This is a genomic window from Haloferax sp. ATB1 (assembly GCF_000730175.1).
On record NZ_JPES01000001.1, the window covers coordinates 1 to 21,671 of the forward strand.

Here is a 21,671-nt window from a genome sequence, read left to right on the forward strand (position 1 = left end):
ATCTGATGTTCAAACGACTATATCGTGCCCATGAGAAACGCTTCTGTCGCGAGCGTCGAAACGACTTCGCGACCTTCAACCGAACCGGCAGCCTGGCTTCCCCGGTGTCGAATCTCTGTATCCACGAGGTGAAGACACGATGAGTCTGATAACCGTTGCCGACATTGCGCACGACGACCTCGCGCTGACGCCGACGATTCAGTCGGAGGCCGCGAGCGAGATAGACGTTATCTCTCAATCCGCGACCGACCCCGAGACCGGCCTGTTTTTCTTCGTCGTGGAGTGCGCAGACGTGTCGGTGTTCGAATCGGCGCTGGAGGTCGACCACACCGTCAGCGACTGGCAGCTCGTCTCCGAGCGGGAGGAGTCCGCGGTGTATCGCATCGGACACACGCCGGATACGATCCTCCTCTCGCCTATCATCACGGAACTCGGCGGGCTCATGCTCGACGCGTGTAGCAACGACACGGCGGGCTGGCGGGTCCGGATCCAACTCTCGGACCGCGAGGCGCTTTCGGAGCTGTGGGAGTACTGCGAGTCGAACGATATCTCCTTCGAGCTGAACCGGATGTTCCGACAGGACGGCTGGATGAACGGCGAGCCGAGCAAGCTGACCGACGCCCAGCGCGATGCGCTCGTCGCCGCCTACGAACACGGCTACTTCGAGGAGCCCCGAGAGGCGGCGCTAGACGACCTTTCGGAGGTTCTCGACATCTCGCCGACGGCCGTCAGCGGACGCATCAGGCGGGGGACCGCGGAGCTGGTCGAGTCGATTCTCCTCGACGAGTGACCGGGTGACACCCCGAAAAAAGTCGGGAGTTAGACCACGAGGACGTAGTCGTCCCGCGGTTCGTAGATTTCGCCGCTCATCCGCAGGTCGCGGACGGCATCGAGCGTTTCCCCGATGGCGACGCCGTTGTCTGCGAGCGCCGCGGCGAGTCGTCCGAGTTCGACGCCATCCGGGTGGTTATCGCCGAGTTCGGTGAGTGCCGTTTTCACGTCGCCGCTCCCGACGTCGGCGTCGAACGCGACGCGCTCCCACTCGACGTCGTGGCCGGTGACGTTCGCGTGTCGCCGATACAGTTCGACGGCGTCGTTCGGCTCCGTGACGGAGACGTGGAGGTCGCACGCCGGGCAGGTGACGACGCCGGCGCGTGGTTTTTCGGCTAGTTTGGCATCCTCGTTGTCAGGCATTGTAAGCGTCCTGTGCGAGGCGGTGCAGTTTGTGGACGGTGTGTTCGTTCGGGCCGAGCTGTGCCTGCCCGAGCGCGCCGGACGTGAGCCCCTCGTACTGCCGCTCGACGAGCTCGAAGTCCTCCTCTTGGAGCTGGCGGCTCGTCTGGACGAACTCCTCTTCTTCGTCCGAGAGGTCGGCGTCGCGGAAGTAGTAGTCCGCGATGAGCTGGAAGCGCCCCTCGTCGATTGGGTCGATGATGTACGTGCCGTAGCCGTCGGCGGTGCCGTACATGTTGACCGTGAAGTTCGGCCAGAAGTAGTAGAACTTGGCCTCGTGTTCGGGGTGGATGCGCATCTCGTCGTCGACGTCCTCTTTGTGCTTGTAGTGAAGCACCCAGTGGTAGTCGTTGACTTCGAGTTCGGACTCCATGAGTTCGAGCCCCTGCACCCAGTCTTGGTGGTTCGCCTGACAGTGGTCGCACTCCGAGTAGTTCCCGCTGAACGTCTTCCAGTTGCACTCGACCTCGGAGACGTACCGCCGGGCGTGTTCGTACTCGCCGAGCGGCAGGTCTTCGAGTTCCGTCTTCATCGACCCTGCCTGTTCGGCCAGCGAGAGGCTCGGTTCGTCCTCGAAGTTGACGAACACGAGCGGCCCGATGGCGTCCGTGTTGACCTCCATGAGCCGTTTTCTTCGGGGTCGAGCTCGCCGACGGCGTCGTCGTCGAGGTCGGGGTTCAGACTCGCCTCCTCGAAGCTCTTCGGGGTGCTCTGGAGCGACCCGTCGAGTTCGTACGCCCAGAGGTGGTACGGGCAGGTGATTCGACTCAGGCTTCCGGGGTCGGTCATCGGCGTCTCGTCGAGCATCTTCGACCCGCGGTGGGCACAGACGTTGTAGAACGCCCGAACGTCGCCGTCGCCGTCGCGGGTGACGATTATCTGCTTGTCGCCGATGGTCCGCGTGAAGTAGTCGCCCGCGTCCGGGATGTGGGTCTCGTGACCCGCGTAGACCCAGTACTGACCGAACACTTTCTCCTTTTCCATCTCGTGAACCTCCGGGTCGGTGAAGTACCTCGCCGGGAGCGCGTTCGTTTCCGCGGTGATGTCGGCACTTACTGCACCGATTTCGTCACGACCGTTGTTCCACCGTGTCATGGGAGGAAGAAACACACATCCGATGAAAAGGATTCGTCGGGAATAGTTGAGCCGTATAAGTGGCGGTGGATATCCGCGAGCGGTCGGCGTTCGGCCGCCAGCACCGATATCGACGGATCAGGCGTCGTCTCCCTGAAAAAGGGGCTCCGTGATACAGGTCAAGAGTGAAGGGGGGACGTTCCGAACCGCCGGACACCATGAGTGTCCGTGACAACCAATACGACGTCGCCGTCGTCGGGGTCGGCGGGATGGGGAGCGCGACCGCGTACCACCTCGCCGACCGCGGCCTCGACGTCGTCGGTCTCGAACGCTACGACATCCCCCACTCGCAGGGGTCCTCGCACGGTATCACGCGCATCATCCGGCGCGCGTACTACGAACACCCCTCGTACGTCCCGCTCATCGAGCGGGCGTACGACCTCTGGGACGACCTCGCCGAGGAGACCGGCCGCGATGTCATCCACCGAACCGGCTCCATCGACGCCGGGCCGGTCGACAACGACGTGTTCGCGGGTTCGAAACGCTCCTGCGAGGAACACGACATCCCCCACGAGGTGCTGACCGGCGCGGAGGTCAACGAGCGGTTCCCCGGCTACGAACTCCCAGAGGAGTACCGCGCGGTCTATCAGGAAGACGGCGGGTTCGTCGTCCCCGAGCAGGCGATTATCGCGCACACCGAGGCCGCACAAGCACGGGGTGCCGAGATTCGCGCGCGCGAGCGGGTCGAAGACTGGGCGGAGACGAACGACGGCGGGGTGCGCGTCCGCACCGACCGGGGGGTCTACGTCGCGGACGCGCTCGTGCTCGCCGCGGGCGCGTGGAACTACAAACTCGCCGACGCCCTCGACGGGCTTGCGGTCCCCGAGCGACAGGCGCTCGCGTGGTTCCAGCCCGAGTCGCCGGCGACGTTCGCGCCCGAGGAGTTCCCCGTCTGGAACCTCAGCGTCCCCGAGGGCCGGTTCTACGGGTTCCCGGTCCACGACGTGCCGGGGTTCAAACTCGGCAAGTACCACCACCGAGACGAGGATGTCGACCCCGACGACTTCGACCGCGAGCCGAACCGCGCCGACGAGGCGATACTCCGGGACGTCACGGAGAAGTACTTCCCGGAGGCCGCGGGGCCGACGATGTCGCTCGCGACGTGCATGTTCACGAACTCGCCGGACGAACACTTCATCCTCGACACGCTGCCGGACCACCCGCAGGTCGCCGTGGGTGCCGGCTTTTCGGGACACGGCTTCAAGTTCGCCAGCGTCATCGGCGAAATCCTCGCCGACCTCGTCGTCGACGGCGAGAGCGACCTGCCGCTCGACATGTTCTCGCTCGACCGGTTCGAGTGACGACGGGCGGTCGCGATTGCCGCTCGTCAACCGATCTGACGATATAATTTTCGTAACTGTTCCTCTTTTGCGTATAAATGCCACTGTTATCCAAGCCGACTTGTTATGATGTGTAATACCGATGGGATGGTTGAATCGTGAGGGGTGTGGTCCTGTGTCATGGTCAGAGTGGACGCGTCGAAGTCGACGCGGGCCGTCTCTCGACGGTGACACCGGGTGGCCCCAAAGCGGGGACAGCGATATGAACGAACACGAATTCAGGCGACGGTTATCAACGGAGGCTGTATCGAATGGCGAATAGCAACGATTCGACCGACCGGTCGACGAACGACTTACAGGCGGACGTATTCTACCCCGAGACGGAGCGCGAACCCGGCGACGGAAACATCCAGCGGTGGGGGCTCGACATCCATCCTGTCGTCTTCCCAGCCGCGCTCTTGGTAATCGGCGTCTTCGTCGCGGCGACGCTCATTCTCGGCGAGCAGGCGGCGAGCGTCTACTCGGCCGTCAGGGGCTTTTTCGAGGGTAACTTCGGGTGGTTCTTCCTCCTGTCGGTGAACCTCTTTATCGTGGTCTTGGCGTACTTCGCGCTGAGTAAGTACGGAAAGATAACGCTCGGCGGTGTCGAGGCCGAAAAGGAGTTCAGCGACTTCTCGTGGATGGCGATGCTGTTCAGCGCGGGCATGGGCATCGGGCTCATGTTCTACAGCGTCTCGGAGCCGCTGTACTACTTCACCAACGTCCCCGGCTTCTTCGACGCCGAGGCCGGGTCCGGCGCTGCGGGCATCGCCGCGATGACGCAGACGTTCTTCCATTGGGGATTCCACCCGTGGGCCATCTACGGTCTCGTGGGATTGGGGCTCGCGTTCTTCTCGTTCAACAGGGGGCTTCCGCTCACTTTCCGGTCGATTTTCTGGCCGCTCCTCGGCGAGCGAATCTACGGCTGGCCGGGCCACCTCATCGACCTCGTGTCGGTGTTCGCGACGCTGTTCGGCCTCGCCACGTCGCTCGGCCTCGGCGTCGCACAGATAAACACGGGCCTGTCGTACATCCTCGGCGAGAGCATGCTCGGCGTCCTGAGCCTTCCGAACAACACGGGGATGCAGATCGGGCTCATCGCCGTGATTACTCTCATCGCCACCGCCTCCGTCGCGGCCGGCCTCGAAGACGGTATCCGGCGTCTGAGCACGCTGAACGTCTTTCTGATGTTCGTCCTGTTGGCGTTCGTGCTCGTCGCCGGCGCGACGATGAGCATCTTCGGCGCGTGGGTGCAGGGCCTCGGGAACTACTTCAGCGACTTCCTCTCGCTCGCGTTCTTCACCGGGACGCTCGGCGACGGCGCGTCAACCGTCAACGGCTGGACGGTGTTCTACTGGGCGTGGTGGATTGCCTGGTCACCGTTCGTCGGTATGTTCGTCGCGCGCATCTCGAAGGGGCGGACGGTCCGCGAGTTCGTCTTCGGCGTGTTCGTCCTGCCGTCGCTGTTCTCGACGGTTTGGCTCTCGGCGTTCGGCGGGAGCGCGCTGTTCAACTCGCTTCAGGGTAACGGCGCGGTCCTCGCGACCTACGGCGAGGCCGGACAGACGGTCGCGATGTTCGCGCTCCTCGAACAGTTCCCGTTCAGCGCCGTCACGGGACTGCTCGCCGTGACGCTCGTGGTGACGTTCTTCGTGACCTCCTCCGACTCGGGGTCGCTCGTCGTCGACCACCTCACGTCGGGCGGCAAGCACGACGTGCCGCGGACCCAACGCATCTTTTGGGCGGTCGTCGAGGGTCTCGTCGCGGCGCTTCTCCTCTACGGCGGCGGCCTCGGCGCGCTCCAGACCGCGGCCATCGCGACGGGGTTCCCGTTCGCCGTCGTCCTCGTCGTCATGTGCTACACGGTCTATCTCGGTCTCGACAAGGAGTACGAACTCCTGCAGTCCGAGGAGTTCGCCGAGCGAATCGAGAACTTGTCGGACGAGGACATCGACATCGACGTCGGTCGCTCTCGGACGTCGGTCGTGACCAACGTCCAAGAGAACCCCAGCACGACGGACGACTGACGACGGGGTCACCGAACCGATGACTCGATGCTATCGATGAACGCGCTCGCTGTCGTTTCGGCGGCGTTCGCGGTTCTCCTTTTCGTCGTTGCGCTGTTCGCGATGACGGTCGGTGAGCTACGGGGCGCGGGTCTCGCGTTCCTGAGCGCCAGCCTCGTCATCTACCTCAGAGAGAAGTACCTCGTCGGCGAGTGACGCTCGTCGGCGAACGCTCCCCGTTGGCGAACGCTGCTCGTCGGCGCTCTCTCCTCGTGCAAACGACGCTCGCCCCGTGGCGAGACCCGGCTCTCACCACCCCCCGGTACGTATACACCTCAGATAGTGGACCCGGAGAGATATCCGGGGGCCGCGGTCACTACTGTTTGGTATATGAGCACATGGAATACGTTTCCCGAACGCGCCGGAACGGTCGTTGTCGGGGCCGGGTGTGTCGGTTGTAGCGCGGCGTATCACCTCGCCGAGTCGGGTCGCGAAGACGTCGTCGTCCTCGACCGGGGGCCGCTGTTCGAGACGGGAGGTTCGACCTCTCACGCTCCCGGACTCGTGTTCCAGACGGCCGGGAACAAGCTGATGACGGAGATGGCGTCGTACACGCGCGACCTCTACGACGGGTTCGGTGACTTCCGGACGTGCGGTGGCATCGAAGTCGCCTACTCCGAAGCGCGCTGGGACTTCCTCAAACGCAAGCGCGAGTGGGGACAGTCCTACGGCATCGACGAGGGCGAACTCCTCACGCCCGAAGAGGTCGAAGCGCGCGTTCCACAGATAAACCCTGACGTCATCTACGGCGGGTACTACGTCCCGTCGGACGGGAAGGCTGACGCCGTCAGCGCCGCCGAATCGATGGCGGAGGAGGCGCGCGAGGTCGGTGTCGAGTTCTACGGCCACACCGAGGTCACGGACATCGACATCTCTGACGGCAGTATCGACGCGGTCGACACCGAGCACGGCCGAATCGAGGCCGACGAGGTGCTCGTCGCCACGAACATCTGGGGGCCGCTGTTCGGCGAGATGGTCGGCACGGACATCCCGCTCGTTCCCTGCGCGCACCAGTATCTCGTCTCCGACGAACTGGACGAACTCGAAGGCGCAGAGCGCGAAATCGAACAGCCGCTCCTCCGGCATCAGGACCACTCGCTGTACTACCGCCAGCACGGCGAGCGCTACGGTATCGGCTCGTACAACCACGAGTCGCTCCTCGTCGACCCGGCGGATATCTACGGTCCCGATAAGCTCGACGACCTCGGACTCGAATACCCGTCGCTCCGCGAGTTCACGGAGGAACACTTCTACGAGAACACCCACCCGGACCACGACCGGTCGGCCTTCGACGCCGCCAGCGAACTCGTCCCCGGCTTCGAGGACTGCGAGTGGACTTCCGCCATCAACGGCATGTTCTCGTTCACGCCCGACGGCATGCCCATCCTCGGACCGGACGAGGACACGGACGGACTCTGGTGGGCGCTCGCCGTCTGGGTCACGCAGTCCGGCGGCGCGGGCGACATCGTCGCTAGCTGGATGGAAGACGGAACGCCGCGGCTCAACGGCTCCCGAGTCAACGCTTCCGGCGCGCACGTCTCCCGGTTCCAATCGCACACGGGCAGTCGAGAGTACACCTACGGGCGCGGCGCACAGCAGTACCGCGAGGTGTACCAGCTCATCCACCCGCGCGAACAGCCGGACGGACAGCGGGCCCTCCGCCGGAGCCCGTTTTACGACCGGCAGGCCGACCTCGGCGCGGAGTTCTACGACAGCGACGGCTGGGAGGTCCCACAGTGGTACGAGTCCAACGAGACACTCCTCGAAACGTACGACGTTCCGGACCGTCCCGACTGGCTCTCACAGAACTGGTCGAAGGTCCACGGCGCGGAACACCAGCACCTCCGCGAGAAGGTCGGCATGGTCGATATGACGACCTTCACACCCATCGAAGTGACGGGGCCGGGCGCGCTGGAGTTCCTGCAGGGACTCCTGACGAACGATATGGACGTCACGCCGGGTCGGATGCGCTACTCGGCGATGCTCAACGAAGACGGCGGCGTGCTCGCCGACCTGACGGTCGCCCGCCTCGGAGACGAACGGTTCGTGCTGTTCACCGGGGGCGGAAGCTCGGCGACGCTCCACTCGCGCTGGGTCAAAGAGCACGCGCCCGACGACGGCTCCGTCGACGTGACCGCGCACGTTTCCAGTCGGACCGGCATCGGCGTCTTCGGACCTGACTCCCGGAAGGTGCTTTCGGACCTCGTCGAGGCCGACCTCTCGAACGACGAGTTCCCGTTCTACTCCGCACAGGAGACCTACCTCGGAAGCATCCCCGTGACCATGCTTCGACTCTCGTACGCCGGCGAACTCGGCTGGGAAATCTACGCCCCGACCGAGTACGGGAGCCAGCTCTGGGACGCGATTCGGGAGGCCGGCGAGGAGTACGACATCGCGCCCGTCGGCTGGGCCGCGCTCGACTCGACGAGCATGGAGAAAGGATTCCGTCTCTGGGGGACGGACCTCACGCCCGAGCACAACCCGTACGAGGCCGGCATCGGCTTCGCGGTCGACCTCGACACCGACTTCGTCGGGAAGGCGGCGCTCGTGGAGGACAAAAACGACGACAGCCCGAGCGACCGAATCGTCCCGATAACGCTCGACGAGGAGGAAGCCGTCGTCGACGCGGGCCACCCGGTGTTCGCCGATGGCGAGGTCGTCGGCTACTGTTGTCGGGCGGACTACGGCTACACTATCGACGCCGGCATCGCATACGCGTACCTCCCCGAGCAGTACGCCAGTTCGGGGCAGGACGTCGAAATTCGGTACGAGGGCGACGCCTATCCCGCGACGGTCCGGTCGGGGCCGCTTTTCGACGCCGACCGCGACAAGATGATTCGGTGAGAACCGGCTCCCCTCGCGTCACCGCCTCCGTTTCCCTCTGAATCGTCGGCCCCGTCGAACCCCTCCGTCGCCGCTACCTATTGTGGCTGTGCTGATGTCGGGATGCGTGGAACTCACACACTAGTGTTACACTACTCTAGCGCTGTCACGGTCGGTGCGCTCCCGCTGTCATTCCGTACGTGTTCTGTCCGGCGCTAAGGAGTTTGACAGAGACGGATTATCCGAATTATTCAGAACTCTCGTCGTCGTCGACGCCGCGCTGTTCGAGGACGCGTTCGACGATTTCTTCGGGGTGTTCGGTGGCCACGTCGAGCGCGGCGTTGTGGAGTTCGCTCTTCGTGACGCCCTTGAGCCCATGGTCGCGGGTTAGGTCCCGTTCCACGTCGTAGGTGATGATGTCGTCGAACTCGTCGGCGACCGCTTCGAGCACGTAGAGCGCCTTGTGGACGGTCTCATCGAACTCGAACGCGGGGCGCTCTCGGGGGTCGACTTCTTCGAGAGACTCCGGTTCTGGCTCCGCTTCCGATTCGGCCGCGGCGTCGGTGTCGGCACTCTCGGGCTCCGGTTCAGGCTCGGGGTCCGACGCGGACTCCTCACCCCCCATCGCGGCGTCGAGGTCGCCGAAGGGGTCTTCGCTCATCGGGACACCTCACCTTCTTCGACGATTTGTGCGAGTTCGTCGTAGCACGCCAACTGGTCGCAGGTGCTGTCGTAGTCCCGAAGCGGCATGTGCTCTCGAATCGACGCGTCGATGGCCGAGCGGTGTCGAATTCCCGGCTTCGGCAGGTCGCCGTCCCATTCGCCGTCGTCGATGGCCTCGAACACCTCCGGGTCGGTGTACGCGAAGTTCGGGAGCTTTGAGGCGATATTCGGCTTCGAGACGAGCGCCTCCACGAGCCGTCTCGTCGGGCGGTCGTGGTCGATTCGGTCCCGGAGGTCGGTCGGCACGACGGCGAGGATTTTGAGGTCGAAGTGCTCTCGCGCGGGCGTGATGAGTCGGTTGACGGTTTTCTCGAGCCCCGAGAGCGCACCCGACTCGGGTCGCATCGGTAAGACGAGATTCTGCGTGGCGTACAGCGCGTTGTCGTTGAGCTTCCCGCGCGCCGCGGGGCAGTCCACGACGACGTAGTCGTAGTCGTCGCCGAGAAGCGGGTCGATGACGCGCTGTTTGAGCCGCGCCGACCCCATCATCACGCCGCCGAGATCCGACTCGACCTGCTCGATGCGGTCGTTCGACGGGAGGAGGTCGATTTCGAAGTCGGTCTCCAAGATGAGCTCTCGCGGCTCCAACTCGGCGTCGTCGAGGAGCACGTCACCGAGATGCGCTTCCGAGTAGAACTCCTCGCCGAACCCGAGGCCCGTCGTGGTGTGTCCGTTCGGGTCGAGGTCCACGAGCAGTACGTCGCTTCCCCGGTGTGCGAGCTCGCGGGCGAGGTTGATGGAGGTCGTCGACTTGCCGATACCGCCTTTGAGGAGACAGACGCTGACTGCACGTGACATGATGGGGATATCCGTGATAGCGAGATTCTCGGCACAGTTGAAATAATTATGGTTACTCTCGCTCTTTGGGCAATCCAAATTATCCAAATATTCCAAATTATTTAAACTATTTTTTATCGACTCGATTCGCGCTCTCACCTCGACTGGCGGCCCGAATTGTCACCGGCAGTAGCTATTTGGACCCGTTGTGTGCAGGTACGTTCGTGACAGATTGGTTGCCCGGTCGAGGGCTGCGCGCCCCGGAACTCTCGTCGCAGACGGTGACGCTCGCGGTCGCCGCCGCCTTGCTCCTCGCAGTCGTCGGGCTCCACCCCGTCTCCGTCCTTCCGGTCCGGTCGCAGTACGCGCTTTCGGTTTTCGTCGTCGCGCTCCTACTTTGGTTGACGAAGCCGGTTCCGTACGCGATTTCGAGTCTTGCCTGCGTCTCCCTGTTGTACGCCCTCGGCGTCGTGGACTCCTTCGAGGCCGCGGTGAGTGGCTTCACCTCCTCGCTCGTGTACTTCCTCCTCGTGTTGTTACTCCTCGGCAACGCGGTCCGGTCAGTGGGGTTGGACACCCGGTTAGCGAACCGACTGCTGTCCCCGGACAGCACCCCTCGTGGGGCGTTTCGTTCCATCGCCCGGAACGTGCTCGTACTGGCGCTGTTCATGCCGTCGGCGATGGCCCGTGCGGTCGCGTTCATCCCCATCGTCGAGGAGGTGACCGAGGAGTTCGACCTCCCGTCGGGAAGCGGGTTCGAGCGCGCGTCGTTCCTCCTCTTGGGTCACATCAACCCCATCGCGTCGATGGCGCTCATGACCGGCGGCGGGATGGCGCTCGTCACCTCTGGCATCCTCGCGACGAGCGTCCGACCGCTCTCGTGGGTCGAGTGGGCGGTCTTGATGATTCCGCCGACAGTGGTTCTCTACGTACTCGCCGCCGCGGCCGCCGGTCTCTTCAACGCCGTCGATGCCGACTCGACTGTCGACCCCGGGAAGCCGGGGATTGCGGACGCGTCCTCCGACGGCGAGTTGACTCGCGAGCAGGGATTCGTCGCGGTGGTGATGGCCGGGACCGTCCTCGCGTGGGTCGTCGGTTCGTTCGTCGGCCTCCCCGAGATTCTCCCGGCGGTCGTCGCGGTCACCGTCCTCGCGCTCCCGGGAGTCGACGTTATCGACGCCGACGACGTCAAGGGTCTCAGCTGGGGCGTCCTCTTTCTCATCGGCGCGACGCTGTCGATTCTGGACGCCTTGGAAGCGACCCAAACCATCGCGCTCGTCGTCGACCTCCTCGCGCAGTTCGTCCCGTTCGAGGCGTTCGGCCACTGGCAACTCGTCGGACTGCTCCTCGGGTTCGCGGTCGCCGTTCGCGTGCTCTTTTCGACCGGGTCGGCCGCCATCGTGGTGATTCTCCCCATCGTGCTGCGGTTCGCGGAGACGTTCGGCGTGACGCGGCTCTATCTCGGACTCGCGGTCCTCCTGGTGGTGGGGTCGACCACGATTCTCCCGTTCAACACGACCGCCGTGCTCGTCTCGCTCGACCGCGGCCCGCTGACGAATCGGGACGTGACGCTGTTCGGGTTCGTGACGATGGGCCTGTCGCTCGTCGTCGTGACTCTCTCGTGGCTCTTCTACTGGCCGCTCGTCGCCTGATTCGGCGGCCGCCCCACCGCCCCGTCCGCGTTCGGCCCGGTATCGCTGCCCGTTGCGGCAACAACCACCTGGCTATTTGTAGGTGAACGGTATCTGCCCGGTACGGGTGAGTTCGCATCTTACGTGTTGAGTTTACGACGGCTCCGACCGGCGTCATGTCGAAGATAGATCGCCGCCTGCGAGACGCCCGGAGCATCGAGTTGGACAACGCGTTTTACGTCGAGGACGGGACGTGGATCGAGTCGCTCACCATCGCCTCGAACGACCCCTTCGACGTGGAGTCCCTCCTCGCCGACATCTCGGGCGTGACCGTCTTCTACGACGAGGAGATTCCGACCGCCTCGACCGACGTGCAGATACGCCGAGTGACGATTCTCGCCAACGAGTCGTACCCGTTCATCCTCGGACTGGTGCTCAGACAGGAGACGATTCCGAACCGCATCGTCCTCCAAGACGGCGTCTTCGAGGTCGTTGCCACCGCCCAGGACTGGGACCACTTCAGGGAACTCGCCGACGAGATTCAGGAGACGCTCGGGGAGTTCGAACTCCGCTCCGTGACGCAGGACGAAGCTCCCGGTGAACCGCTCGATAGCGGCCGATTAAAGGAGGTGTTAATCTCCAAGCTGACCGACGACCAGCTCGCGGTTCTGGAGACGGCGTTCAACCACGGCTACTTCCACATTCCGCGAGAGACCTCTGAGACCGAACTCGCCGACGAACTGGGTATCGCTCAGTCCACGCTGAGCGAACGACTCCGGACCGCGGAGCGAAATTTGCTCGAACTCATCTACGGTCCGCGGCAGGAGTAGCTCACACCTTGATGGAGAATGTTGCCGCTTTTCACCGGGGTAGTATATAAAGAGCGATAGATATCGGGGCGTATCGGGAACAGCACCATGGAAGATACTCCATAACAAGCGGTCGCAATGTCGGAGAAAAATTGTGATAGTTCGGGTGTCGAACGTGGAACTGGCCTTACGCGACGCGACTACGTGGCGGCGACGGCGACCGCCCTCGGCGTGACCGGACTCGCGGGGTGTACCGGTGGCGGCGGCAACGGGAGCGGCGGGAGCGACGGCGGGTCGAGTCTCACCCCCGAGGTTCCGTCCGGAACCCCGGAGACGGTCGAGACGAAGTACTGGCGCGAGTGGGAGACCATCGACGCCGACGAACCGCCGCTCGACTACAGCGCGACCGCCGGCGCGGTGTTGGACCCCGTCCCGCTCGAATTCTCGAGCGAGGACGACCCGTGGATGCGGGAACACGCGCTCATGGTCCAGCGCGGGCTTGACGCCCTCGGCGTCGGGACGCAACTCAACGACCGACCGCTGAACCAACTGTACGCCCAGAGCTGGGACACGAAGGGACTCGAAGCAATCATCTCGATGAGTACCCACGGTCCGGACCCGCAACGCGGGCTGGACCCGAACCCGCTTTTGATGCGGCGGACCGAGACGAGCCTCTCGAACTACGACAACTACTACCACCCCGACCTGCAGGAGGTGCTGACGGAACAGAGTCGGGCGACCGACCGCACCGAGCGCGAGGAGCTCGTCGCCGAGGCGCAGCGCATCTTCAGCGAGGACGTGGGAGCGCTCATCACGCTGTTCCCCGATATCATCACCGCGGTCAACACGGAGCGCTGGAGCGGCTACGTCCAGACGCCGGGCAACGGGCCGACGAAGGACTCGTTCGTCTGGTCGGAGGTGAACCTGCAACCCCAGACCGACGACCGGACCTACATCAAGGGTGTCACTACCTCGATGAACTCGCTGAACCTCCCGTGGGCCGCCGGGGGCGCGGAGGCGAAGCGGCTGACGTTCATCTACGACGGCCTCTTCGACGCCACGCCGGACCTCGAAGTCGTCCCCGCGCTGGCGACCGGCGGCGGGTTCGTCGACGACACCACCGTCGAACTCACTCTTCGCGAGGGCGTCGAGTGGCACGACGGCGAGCCGTTCACCGCGGAGGACGTGAAGTTCACCGTCGAACTGTACAAGGAACACTCCTCGACCAGCCAGACGCCGTTCTACGAGCCGGTCGAGTCGGTCGAAGTGCTCGGCGACCACGAGGTTCGGTTCAATTTGAAGGGTCCCGACGCGGCGTTCATGACTCAGCGCGTCGTTCGCAGCGTCATCATTCCCAAGCACAAGTGGGAAGACGTGGAGAACCCGTCCCAGCACAACCCCGAGTCGCCCGTCGGCACCGGGCCGTTCACGTACGAGAACTGGGAGCAGGGAACCCGCTTCGAGGTGTCGAAAAACGAGGGCCACTGGATGTTCGACGACGACTGGCGGGCCGACGTGCTCGGCGACCAGGCCACGACCGGCGAGGGCGTCGAGCGCGTCATCTGGATAAACGTCGGCAACATCGACTCGATGATCGGCTCGCTACAGGGCGGCGAAATCGACGCCATCGGGACGACGCTCTCGAACTCGCAGGCCGACCGCGCCGCGAGCACCGCCGGCGTCGAGAAGATGACCTCGGGCAACTTCGCGCCGCTCGACACGAAGCTGATGTTCTCTTGTCCGCTCGTTCGCGACAAGGAGTTCCGCGTCGCCCTCGCCAAGTCGGTCGACACCGAGGGCTTCGCCACCGACGTGCTGCAGGACCGCGCGACCGTCCCGAGCGGGGAGAACCCGATCTCGGACCTCACACCGTGGCACACGTCAGATACCACCCACTACGAGTTCGATATCGACGGAGCGAAATCGAACCTCGAACGGGCCGGCTACACGTGGGACGACGACGGAAATCTCCGGTTCCCCAACGGGGACGCGTGGGCCGCCTTCGTCGAGCGCATCCAGCCCGGAAACATGCACCAACGCCGCGACGAACTCGGACAGGCGGACTTCTCGTGAGGTGACGAGCATGTCGAACACTACCCACTCGCGCCGTCGGGGGGCCCGACCATGAGCGAGTTCCAGCGCTTCCTCGCGAAGCGGCTCGCCATCTCCGTCGTGCTCACCCTCGTGGCCGTCTCGGTCATCTTCGTCGTCCTTCGGCTGCTTCCCGGGAGCCCGTTCGAGTCGCTCGTCACCGCGGGGAACCTGAGTCAGCAGCAAATCACCGAGATTCGAGCGATGTACGGCCTTGACCAGCCGATGTGGCGGCAGTACCTCAGCTACCTCCAGAGCATCCTGCTGTTCCAGTTCGGCTACTCCATCCTGCGGAGCCAGCCCGTCTGGGGGGTACTGGCCCCGCGGCTCGTCAACACGCTCATCCTGCTCGTCCCCGCGTTAGTGACGACGGCGGTCCTGAGTTCCCTGCTCGGGATGTACGTCGGCTGGAACCGCGGGAGCAAACTGGAGAAGCTCAGCATCATCGCCACGACGTTCCTCCGGTCGACGCCGGTGTTCATCACGGGCATCCTGTTCGTCATCATCTTCGCGTACAACCTCGAACTGGTGCCCGCCTTCGGGATGCGCTCTATCAGCGCCTCGCCGGAGGGCTACGTCGAGACGTTCGCCTCGCTCGACTTCCTGCACCACTACATCCTGCCGTTTACGGTGTCGGTGCTGTACTACAGCGGCGATTTCCTGCTGTTGGCGCGCAACGGCGTCGTCGAAAAGCGGGGCTCTGAGTTCCTCAAGCTCCACCGCGCGAAGGGGCTCTCGGAGATGCAGCAGCTCGCGCGGGCGGGTCGGAACTCCATGCTGCCGATTCTGACCTACTTCGCGCTGCGTCTCGGGATGATATTCCAGGGACTCATCCTGCTCGAAGTCGTCTTCGGCTGGCCCGGCATCGGCCGCGAACTCGTGCTCGCCATCCAACAGCAGGACTACCCGCTGGTGCAGGCGGCCGTGTTCATCATGGCGCTCGCGGTCATCGTGGCGAACCTCGTCGCCGACGTGCTGTACGCCTACTTCGACCCGACCGTCTCGACCAGCGGAGGTGGTGCCGCGTGAGCACCGAGACGAAGCCCGAAGCCGAACTGAAAAAGCGCGTCGAGGGGGTCGCAGAGACGCTCCGCGACCAGTTCACGTTCCTGCGGCGCGACCGCCTCGCGTTCGCGGGCGTCGTCATCGTCGCCGCGTTCGTCTTCCTCGGTCTCCTCGGGCCCGCGCTCGCCCCGCACGACCCCATCGAGCACACCGTCCGCGACGACACGGGTTCGATGCTGCGGCTGTCCGAACCGACCGGTGCGGCCCCATTCGGGACGACTGCCTACGGCAAAGACGTACTGAGCCAGTTCCTCGCCGGTGCGCAACCGACGTTCATCGTCGGACTGTTCGGCGGTATCGGGACCGGCGCGCTCGGCTTTCTCGTGGGGCTCGTCAGCGGGTACTACGGCGGCTGGGTCGACGAGGTCCTCATGCGTCTCACAGACCTTACGTTCTCCCTGCCGTTCACGCCGATGGCGCTGTTGCTCCTGACGTTCGTGACGCCGAGCGTCTGGCTCATGACGGGCATCATCGTCGCGTTCCTCTGGAAGATGCCCGCGCGCGTCGTCCGCTCCGAGGTCCTCTCCGTCAGAGAGCGCACCTTCGTGAAGTCGGCGCGCGCCAGCGGCGCGAGCGACCTGCGGACGATGCTCTACCACGTCGCGCCGAACGTGCTCCCCATCGGTTTCCTCTACACGGCCTACGGCATCGCGTGGGCCATCGCCGCGCAGGCCAGCCTGGCGTTCCTCGGATTCGGCGACCCGACCGTCACGAGTTGGGGTCGGATGCTCCGACAGGTGTTCGAATCGGGCAACATGCGCGTCGCTTGGTGGTGGGTGCTCCCGCCCGCACTCGGCATCGCGGCCATCACCACCTCGGTGTTCCTCATCGGACGCGCCTACGAAGAAGTCATCAACCCGGAGATTCAGACCGAACAATGAGCCTCCTCGACATCACAGACCTCACGGTCACGTACTCGACCGACAGCGGAACCGTCCACGCCGTCAACGACGTGTCGTTCAGCATCGACGAGGGCGTCAACTACGGCCTCGCCGGCGAATCCGGCTCGGGGAAATCGACGCTCGCCGAGGCCGTTCTCGGTCTCCTCCCCAGCAACGGCTCCGTCGAATCCGGCAGCATCGAATTCCAGGGCCGCGACCTGACCGGCCTCAGCGAGCGCGAGCGTCGCGACGTGCTCTGGGAGGACATCGCCTACATCCCCCAGAGCGCGATGGACTCGCTCGACCCGGTGATGTCCACCGGCGCGCAGATTCGGCAGGCGATTCAGACCCATCGGAACGTCACCGACGACAAGGCTCGCGCGCGAGTCCGAGAACTGTTCGAAATCGTCGGGCTCGACCCCGACCGCATCGACGACTACCCCCACGAGTTCTCCGGGGGGATGCGCCAGCGCGTGACCATCGCGATGGCGCTCGCGCTCGAACCTGACCTCATCATCGCCGACGAGCCGACCACGGGGCTCGACGTCATCGTCCAGGACAAGATTATCGACAAGATTCTGGAGATACAGGACCGGATGGACAGCTCGCTGCTGCTCATCACCCACGAAATCGGCGTCATCGCCGAGACGTGTGACGAGCTTTCGATACTCTACGGCGGGAAAGCCATGGAGCAGGGAAGCGTCGACAACGTCCTCGTGAACCCCACGAACCCCTACACGATGGGGCTGAAGAACTCCTTCCCGGAGATAGAGGAGGGCGACCAAGACCCCGTCTCGATTCCGGGGTCGCCGCCGAACCTGAGCGAGGAACCCAGCGCCTGTGTCTTCAAGGACCGGTGTCCGTTCGCGACCGAGGAATGCGAGGCGTCCCATCCGGACCTCGTCGACCTGCCGAACCGCAACCACCGCTCGGCGTGCCACCACGTCACCAAAGCCGCCCAGATGCGGCGTGACGCCACCGACCCGGAGACGTGGGGCATCCCCGACAGCCACGACGAATCGGACCGTGGCGAGGTGCTTCTCGAAACCGACGGCCTCGAGAAGTACTACGAGCAGAGCCAGCCGCTCTTGGAGCAACTCAGGGGGAACGACCCGAACTACGTCCGCGCCGTCGACGGCGTTTCCCTGCGCGTCCGGCGGTCCGAAATCCTCGGCATCGCCGGGGAGTCCGGCTGTGGGAAGTCGACGCTCGGCGAGACCATCGCGCTCCTGAAACAGCCGACCGGCGGCGAGTTCGTCTTCGACGGCGAGCCCTACGAGCACTACGCGGACGGGAACATGCGCGAGTTCCGCCGGAAGGTCCAGATAATCTTCCAGGACCCCTTCGACTCGCTCAACCCGAGACAGACGGTTCGGCAGTTGGTCGGCGAACCGCTCACTATCCACGACTACCGGACCGAGGAGCGCGAACGGGCCATCATCGAGACGCTGGAGAAAGTCGGGCTCACGCCTGCGCGGAAGTTCCTCGACCAATACCCACACCAGCTATCGGGGGGCCAACGCCAGCGCGTCGCGGTGGCCAAGGCGCTCGTCCTCGACCCAGACTTCCTCATCTGCGACGAGCCGGCGTCGATGCTCGACGTGTCGTTGAAGGTGAACCTGCTGAATCTCCTTCGGGAACTCGCGGACACAGAGGACATCGGTATCGTCTACATCTCTCACGACCTCGCCAGTCTGGTGCAGGTGTCGGACCGACTCGCGATTATGTACCTCGGTCGGGTCATCGAGGAGGGCGACGTCGAGTCCATCGCGGCCGAGCCGAAACACCCGTACACCACCTCGCTCCTCGCGGCCGCCCCCGAGAAGGACCCGACGGTCGACCGCGACCGCGTTCTGCTCGACGGCGAGCCACCGGACCCGGTCGATCTCCCATCGGGATGCGTCTTCGCCCCGCGGTGCCCGAAGGCCGAAGACGAGTGCCGAGAGAGCGAACCCGGACTCGATACCGTCCGAAGCGGCGAGCACCGCGCCGCGTGCTACTTCCCGGACGGGGAGACCCCCGCCGCAGACGACCTCGCCGACGACCGCTCGGACTCTCAATACGGGGACCCTGAGTTCTCGCCGCCGGCCAGCGGCGACTCGGCCAGCGACTGACGCCGCCCTTCGACTCTCCTCGCTTCGTCTCTTTGGCGACTCCCGGTAGCGCCGCGTCCCGATTCGGATCCGAGGTTCGAACCGGCACACCAATATTGTATGAAATAGAAAAATATACCGGAGAAAATATTCGAACAGTTTTCAAATTATTGGACGTATACTCTCAAAAAGCATGTGATGGAATTTCAGAATCCAAATGTGAGCTAGTCACCCCAAGAAAATTAGAAAATATGTGTTGATTATCTATTTAGAACGGTTAAAAACGCGAAATATGTACTATGGGCGTGTCTTAGTGATTGAATTTCCGTCTTCGACCGAATATAATATTGTAGTATATTTGGATTTCTATCTCTGATTTGAACTGCTATCGACCGAAACTTCCCTTACGCCAACTCAGAGACGTCGAACACCGGCTTGCACGTCCCGCCTTCGATGAACGTCTCGAAGGCCTCGTCGGCTTCGAGCAGCGAAAACCGAGTGTCGACGAACGTCTCGCAGTCCACGTCGCCGTCGCGAATCAGGCGGAAGGAGCGCTCGAAGTCCTCGTACATCGAGGCGTACGAACACTGCAGGTCGATTTCGGCCCGGACGAGCGGGGAGTAGGGCATCGAGGTCTCGCCGGTCTGCCCAACGAGGACGATTTGGCCGCCCTTGCGGACCTCGTCGACGGCCGTCGTGAGTCCCGAGGGGTGGCCGGTCGTGTCGAACACCACGTCGTAGCCGACGCCGCCGGTGTGTCGCTCGCGGCGCGCCTCGGTGTCGTCGTCGGCAACGTTGACGGTCTCGAAGCCGAGTTCCTCCGCGAGCGGGAGCCGATAGTCGGCGTCCTGTCCCACGCCGGAGACGACGACGGTGCCGCCCTGCGCGGCCGCGACTTGGGCCGTGAGCAGACCGATTGGGCCGGGCCCCTCGACCAGCACGCGGTCGCCCGCCCCGACGCGGGAGTTCTCGATGACGGCGCGCGCGGCGATGCTCGTCGGTTCTGCGACCGCGGCGTGTCGCTGTTCCACGTCGTCCGGAATCGGGTGGAGGGCGCGCTCCGGGACGGCGATGAACCGCTCGTAAGCGCCGTCGTGGTCGACGCCGGTGATGACCGCGTCCTGGCAGACGTTCTCCTCGCCGATGCGACACTGATAACACTCGCCGCAGCCCCGAATCGGGCGTTCGACCACGCGGTCGCCGACGCCGAACTCAGTCACGCCGTCGCCGACTTCGACCACGCGCCCGGCGTACTCGTGGCCGATGACGGTCGGGAGCTCCATCCGCTCGAAGGCGGATTCGAACTCGTAGATGCCCGCGTCACTCCCGCAGAGGCCGGCGTAGTCGACCTCTACGAGCACTTCTCCCGCGCCCGGCTCCGGTTTCTGTCGCTCGACGAACTCCATAGCGCCGGAGCTACGCTCCACTTTGGCAAGTCCTCGCATGAGACCACATGTGGCACGGGTCCGTAAAAACGTATTGCATGCGGCACTCCCATCGCGCGTTCCGCAACTATCATGTCGGCACCGTGCGGACTGGAACCATGGTCGCATACGAGCATACGCCAGTCTCCGTCAGCGACAAGCGCGTAGTCGTCGTCGGCGGGACAAGCGGCATCGGACAGGCAATCGCTCTCGGATTCGCGAGCGAGGGCGCGGACGTACTCGCAACCAGCCGACGCCAGTCGGCGGTCGACGAGACGGCCGACGCAATCGAGGAACTCGGGGCGAACGCGGTTCGGGAGACGTGCGACGTGACCGACCCGGCCTCGCTCGAGCGCGTCCGCGAGCGCGCAGTCGAGGAGTTCGGCGGCATCGACGTGGTCGTCGCCTCGCAGGGCGCGATTTCCCGCGAGACGGTCCGCGACATCGACGACGACGCCTGGGACCACGTCACCGACATCGCGCTCGGGGGCGTCCGTCGGGTGACGCAGGAACTTGCCCCGGCCGTCGCCGACGGCGGGTCGATTATCAACATCTCCTCTTTGGCCGCGCGCCTCTCGATGGCGAACCTCCCCGCCTACTCGGCGGCGAAGGGCGGCGTCGAGGCGTTCACCCGCGCGTCCGCGAAGGAACTCGCCCCCGAGATACGCGTCAACGCCATCGCGCCGGGCTTCGTCATCACCCCGCAGAACGCCGACACCTACGCCGAGGGGACCGAAAAGCGCGAGCGAATCGACGAGCGAACGCCGCTCGGTCGGGTCGCGGAGCGAGAGGAAATCGTCGGCGCGGCGGTCTTCCTCGCGAGCGACGCGTCTTCGTTCGTGACTGGTGAAGTCATCACCGTCGACGGCGGGTTCGCGGACAGCGCCTTCTGACAGCCCCTCCGTATCTTCCTCGCGCGTCGTCATCCCGTCACCGGCCGAGAGGGTTCTCTGGAACACCCGTGCTGTCTTCGGTGCGCGGTCACCGCCGGTTCCGAAGGGTGACCTGACAAGTGTTCTGTAATGGAGAACGGGGGATGAGACGCGGAATCACACTCGGTCTCGCGTCACGACTCCCCTCGACGCTCGTCTAGTCCGGTCGCTTTCGCCGGCGTCCGCCTTTCTAGATTACAAGCGTACCTGTGTAATCCCGACCGCGACCGCCCAGCGTCAAGCGCTTGAGTTGCGCACGTTCCCGTTCGATATCGATGCCCACCGTTCTGTAATAGAGAACTTTTGGATTCGGTCGAGCCCAGGCCGAAGATGAGCTGAATGTCAACGATACATACGCAAAGTGGAACTATTTCTCCTGTCTCTGGCAGACGTATCTCTTCGGGGGCCAGCAGGACCGTGGGAACACGTCCGAAACGGCTGAAATCGTGAACGCCGAACGTTCCGTCTCTCCGCGCTCGTGTTCTGACTATGAGAACGCACCTGTCGGATGCCAGCACGACGGTTCCGAGCCCTCGGTGGTCATGTCGCGGCCACCGGTCGGCGGTTGGCTCCCTATCGCTCGGATACCATCCCCTCTCGAACTCGCTCTCGTCCCGCGATTCCCCGCCGCTCACCGCCAGTTGGTGTCCATTTCGGGACGTACTTTTAT

Annotated in this window: 16 protein-coding genes and 1 pseudogene; 12 read left to right on the forward strand and 5 right to left on the reverse strand. The window is 64.2% G+C overall.

Translation table 11 applies throughout. From position 1 onward, the window contains the following. Nucleotides 1-139 precede the first annotated feature (139 nt). Nucleotides 140-790 (forward strand): helix-turn-helix domain-containing protein, encoded by a 651-nt coding sequence (locus ATB1_RS00005; protein WP_042661695.1) that lies wholly within the window; start codon nt 140-142, stop codon nt 788-790. A 29-nt stretch (nt 791-819) separates the two neighbouring features. Here ATB1_RS00005 and ATB1_RS00010 read toward each other — a convergent pair whose 3' ends face one another. Together ATB1_RS00010 and ATB1_RS24245 are read right to left on the reverse strand one after the other, a co-directional pair. Beyond that, nucleotides 820-1,194, reverse strand: coding sequence for a hypothetical protein (locus tag ATB1_RS00010; protein WP_042661696.1), 375 nt, complete (start codon nt 1,192-1,194; stop codon nt 820-822). Beyond that, a pseudogene (locus ATB1_RS24245) lies at nt 1,187-2,328 on the reverse strand (aromatic ring-hydroxylating dioxygenase subunit alpha). Before ATB1_RS24245 ends, ATB1_RS00010 begins: the two are co-directional and overlap by 8 nt. Before the next feature lie 197 nt (nt 2,329-2,525). Between ATB1_RS24245 and solA the strand changes: the two are divergent. From solA to ATB1_RS00030, 4 genes are all read left to right on the forward strand, one after another. Then, a complete protein-coding gene (gene solA / locus ATB1_RS00020; protein ID WP_042661697.1) occupies nt 2,526-3,668 on the forward strand; it encodes an N-methyl-L-tryptophan oxidase in 1,143 nt (380 codons plus the stop codon). A gap of 290 nt (nt 3,669-3,958) precedes the next feature. Further along, the gene (locus ATB1_RS00025; protein ID WP_042661698.1) at nt 3,959-5,713 is read left to right on the forward strand and encodes a BCCT family transporter; all 1,755 of its coding nucleotides are present in this window, start codon (nt 3,959-3,961) and stop codon (nt 5,711-5,713) included. Between the two features lie 27 nt (nt 5,714-5,740). After that, nucleotides 5,741-5,908, forward strand: a complete 168-nt coding sequence (locus ATB1_RS21875) for a hypothetical protein (protein ID WP_157837696.1) — start codon at nt 5,741-5,743, stop codon at nt 5,906-5,908. A gap of 174 nt (nt 5,909-6,082) precedes the next feature. Next, on the forward strand, nt 6,083-8,596 hold the full coding sequence (locus ATB1_RS00030) for an FAD-dependent oxidoreductase (RefSeq protein WP_042661699.1): 2,514 nt from the start codon (nt 6,083-6,085) through the stop codon (nt 8,594-8,596). Between the two features lie 226 nt (nt 8,597-8,822). On the opposite strand, the gene ATB1_RS00035 is transcribed toward ATB1_RS00030, so the two are convergent. Both ATB1_RS00035 and ATB1_RS00040 read right to left on the reverse strand, forming a co-directional pair. Continuing rightward, nucleotides 8,823-9,236: a hypothetical protein gene (locus tag ATB1_RS00035; RefSeq protein WP_042661700.1), complete on the reverse strand. Its 414-nt coding sequence runs from the start codon at nt 9,234-9,236 to the stop codon at nt 8,823-8,825. Continuing rightward, nucleotides 9,233-10,096, reverse strand: coding sequence for a ParA family protein (locus ATB1_RS00040; RefSeq protein ID WP_042661701.1), 864 nt, complete (start codon nt 10,094-10,096; stop codon nt 9,233-9,235). Before ATB1_RS00040 ends, ATB1_RS00035 begins: the two co-directional genes overlap by 4 nt. Nucleotides 10,097-10,356: 260 nt before the next feature. On the opposite strand from ATB1_RS00040, the gene ATB1_RS00045 reads away from it, so the two are divergent. The 6 genes from ATB1_RS00045 to ATB1_RS00070 all read left to right on the forward strand — a co-directional run bounded on the left by ATB1_RS00045 (nt 10,357) and on the right by ATB1_RS00070 (nt 18,666). Beyond that, the gene (locus ATB1_RS00045) at nt 10,357-11,727 is read left to right on the forward strand and encodes an SLC13 family permease (RefSeq protein ID WP_052367612.1); all 1,371 of its coding nucleotides are present in this window, start codon (nt 10,357-10,359) and stop codon (nt 11,725-11,727) included. A 155-nt stretch (nt 11,728-11,882) separates the two neighbouring features. Further along, entirely contained in the window at nt 11,883-12,536 is a 654-nt protein-coding gene (locus tag ATB1_RS00050; RefSeq protein ID WP_042661702.1) for a helix-turn-helix domain-containing protein, read from the forward strand. Between the two features lie 183 nt (nt 12,537-12,719). Further along, on the forward strand, nt 12,720-14,588 hold the full coding sequence (locus ATB1_RS00055; RefSeq protein WP_082256210.1) for an ABC transporter substrate-binding protein: 1,869 nt from the start codon (nt 12,720-12,722) through the stop codon (nt 14,586-14,588). Between the two features lie 51 nt (nt 14,589-14,639). Beyond that, nucleotides 14,640-15,635 (forward strand): ABC transporter permease, encoded by a 996-nt coding sequence (locus ATB1_RS00060; RefSeq protein WP_042661704.1) that lies wholly within the window; start codon nt 14,640-14,642, stop codon nt 15,633-15,635. Further along, complete coding sequence (locus tag ATB1_RS00065; protein ID WP_042661705.1) at nt 15,632-16,552, forward strand: ABC transporter permease; 921 nt, start codon at nt 15,632-15,634, stop codon at nt 16,550-16,552. The genes ATB1_RS00060 and ATB1_RS00065 overlap by 4 nt, the downstream gene beginning before the upstream one ends. Next, on the forward strand, nt 16,549-18,666 hold the full coding sequence (locus ATB1_RS00070; protein ID WP_042661706.1) for an ABC transporter ATP-binding protein: 2,118 nt from the start codon (nt 16,549-16,551) through the stop codon (nt 18,664-18,666). The genes ATB1_RS00065 and ATB1_RS00070 overlap by 4 nt, the downstream gene beginning before the upstream one ends. A gap of 383 nt (nt 18,667-19,049) precedes the next feature. On the opposite strand, the gene ATB1_RS00075 is transcribed toward ATB1_RS00070, so the two are convergent. Next, nucleotides 19,050-20,090, reverse strand: coding sequence for a zinc-binding dehydrogenase (locus ATB1_RS00075; protein ID WP_042661707.1), 1,041 nt, complete (start codon nt 20,088-20,090; stop codon nt 19,050-19,052). Nucleotides 20,091-20,188: 98 nt separating this feature from the next. Between ATB1_RS00075 and ATB1_RS00080 the strand changes: the two genes are divergently transcribed. Beyond that, nucleotides 20,189-20,962, forward strand: coding sequence for an SDR family NAD(P)-dependent oxidoreductase (locus tag ATB1_RS00080; RefSeq protein ID WP_042661708.1), 774 nt, complete (start codon nt 20,189-20,191; stop codon nt 20,960-20,962). Nucleotides 20,963-21,671: the final 709 nt, after the last annotated feature.

Coding starts and splice junctions, on each gene's coding strand:
- ATB1_RS00030 (WP_042661699.1), top strand. CDS start 6,083: ATGAGCACATGGAATACGTTTCCCGAACGCGCCGGAACGGTCGTTGTC.
- ATB1_RS00035 (WP_042661700.1), bottom strand. CDS start 9,236: ATGAGCGAAGACCCCTTCGGCGACCTCGACGCCGCGATGGGGGGTGAG.
- ATB1_RS00010 (WP_042661696.1), bottom strand. CDS start 1,194: ATGCCTGACAACGAGGATGCCAAACTAGCCGAAAAACCACGCGCCGGC.
- solA (WP_042661697.1), top strand. CDS start 2,526: ATGAGTGTCCGTGACAACCAATACGACGTCGCCGTCGTCGGGGTCGGC.
- ATB1_RS00060 (WP_042661704.1), top strand. CDS start 14,640: ATGAGCGAGTTCCAGCGCTTCCTCGCGAAGCGGCTCGCCATCTCCGTC.
- ATB1_RS00070 (WP_042661706.1), top strand. CDS start 16,549: ATGAGCCTCCTCGACATCACAGACCTCACGGTCACGTACTCGACCGAC.
- ATB1_RS00040 (WP_042661701.1), bottom strand. CDS start 10,096: ATGTCACGTGCAGTCAGCGTCTGTCTCCTCAAAGGCGGTATCGGCAAG.
- ATB1_RS00075 (WP_042661707.1), bottom strand. CDS start 20,090: ATGCGAGGACTTGCCAAAGTGGAGCGTAGCTCCGGCGCTATGGAGTTC.
- ATB1_RS00025 (WP_042661698.1), top strand. CDS start 3,959: ATGGCGAATAGCAACGATTCGACCGACCGGTCGACGAACGACTTACAG.
- ATB1_RS21875 (WP_157837696.1), top strand. CDS start 5,741: ATGCTATCGATGAACGCGCTCGCTGTCGTTTCGGCGGCGTTCGCGGTT.
- ATB1_RS00050 (WP_042661702.1), top strand. CDS start 11,883: ATGTCGAAGATAGATCGCCGCCTGCGAGACGCCCGGAGCATCGAGTTG.
- ATB1_RS00005 (WP_042661695.1), top strand. CDS start 140: ATGAGTCTGATAACCGTTGCCGACATTGCGCACGACGACCTCGCGCTG.
- ATB1_RS00080 (WP_042661708.1), top strand. CDS start 20,189: ATGGTCGCATACGAGCATACGCCAGTCTCCGTCAGCGACAAGCGCGTA.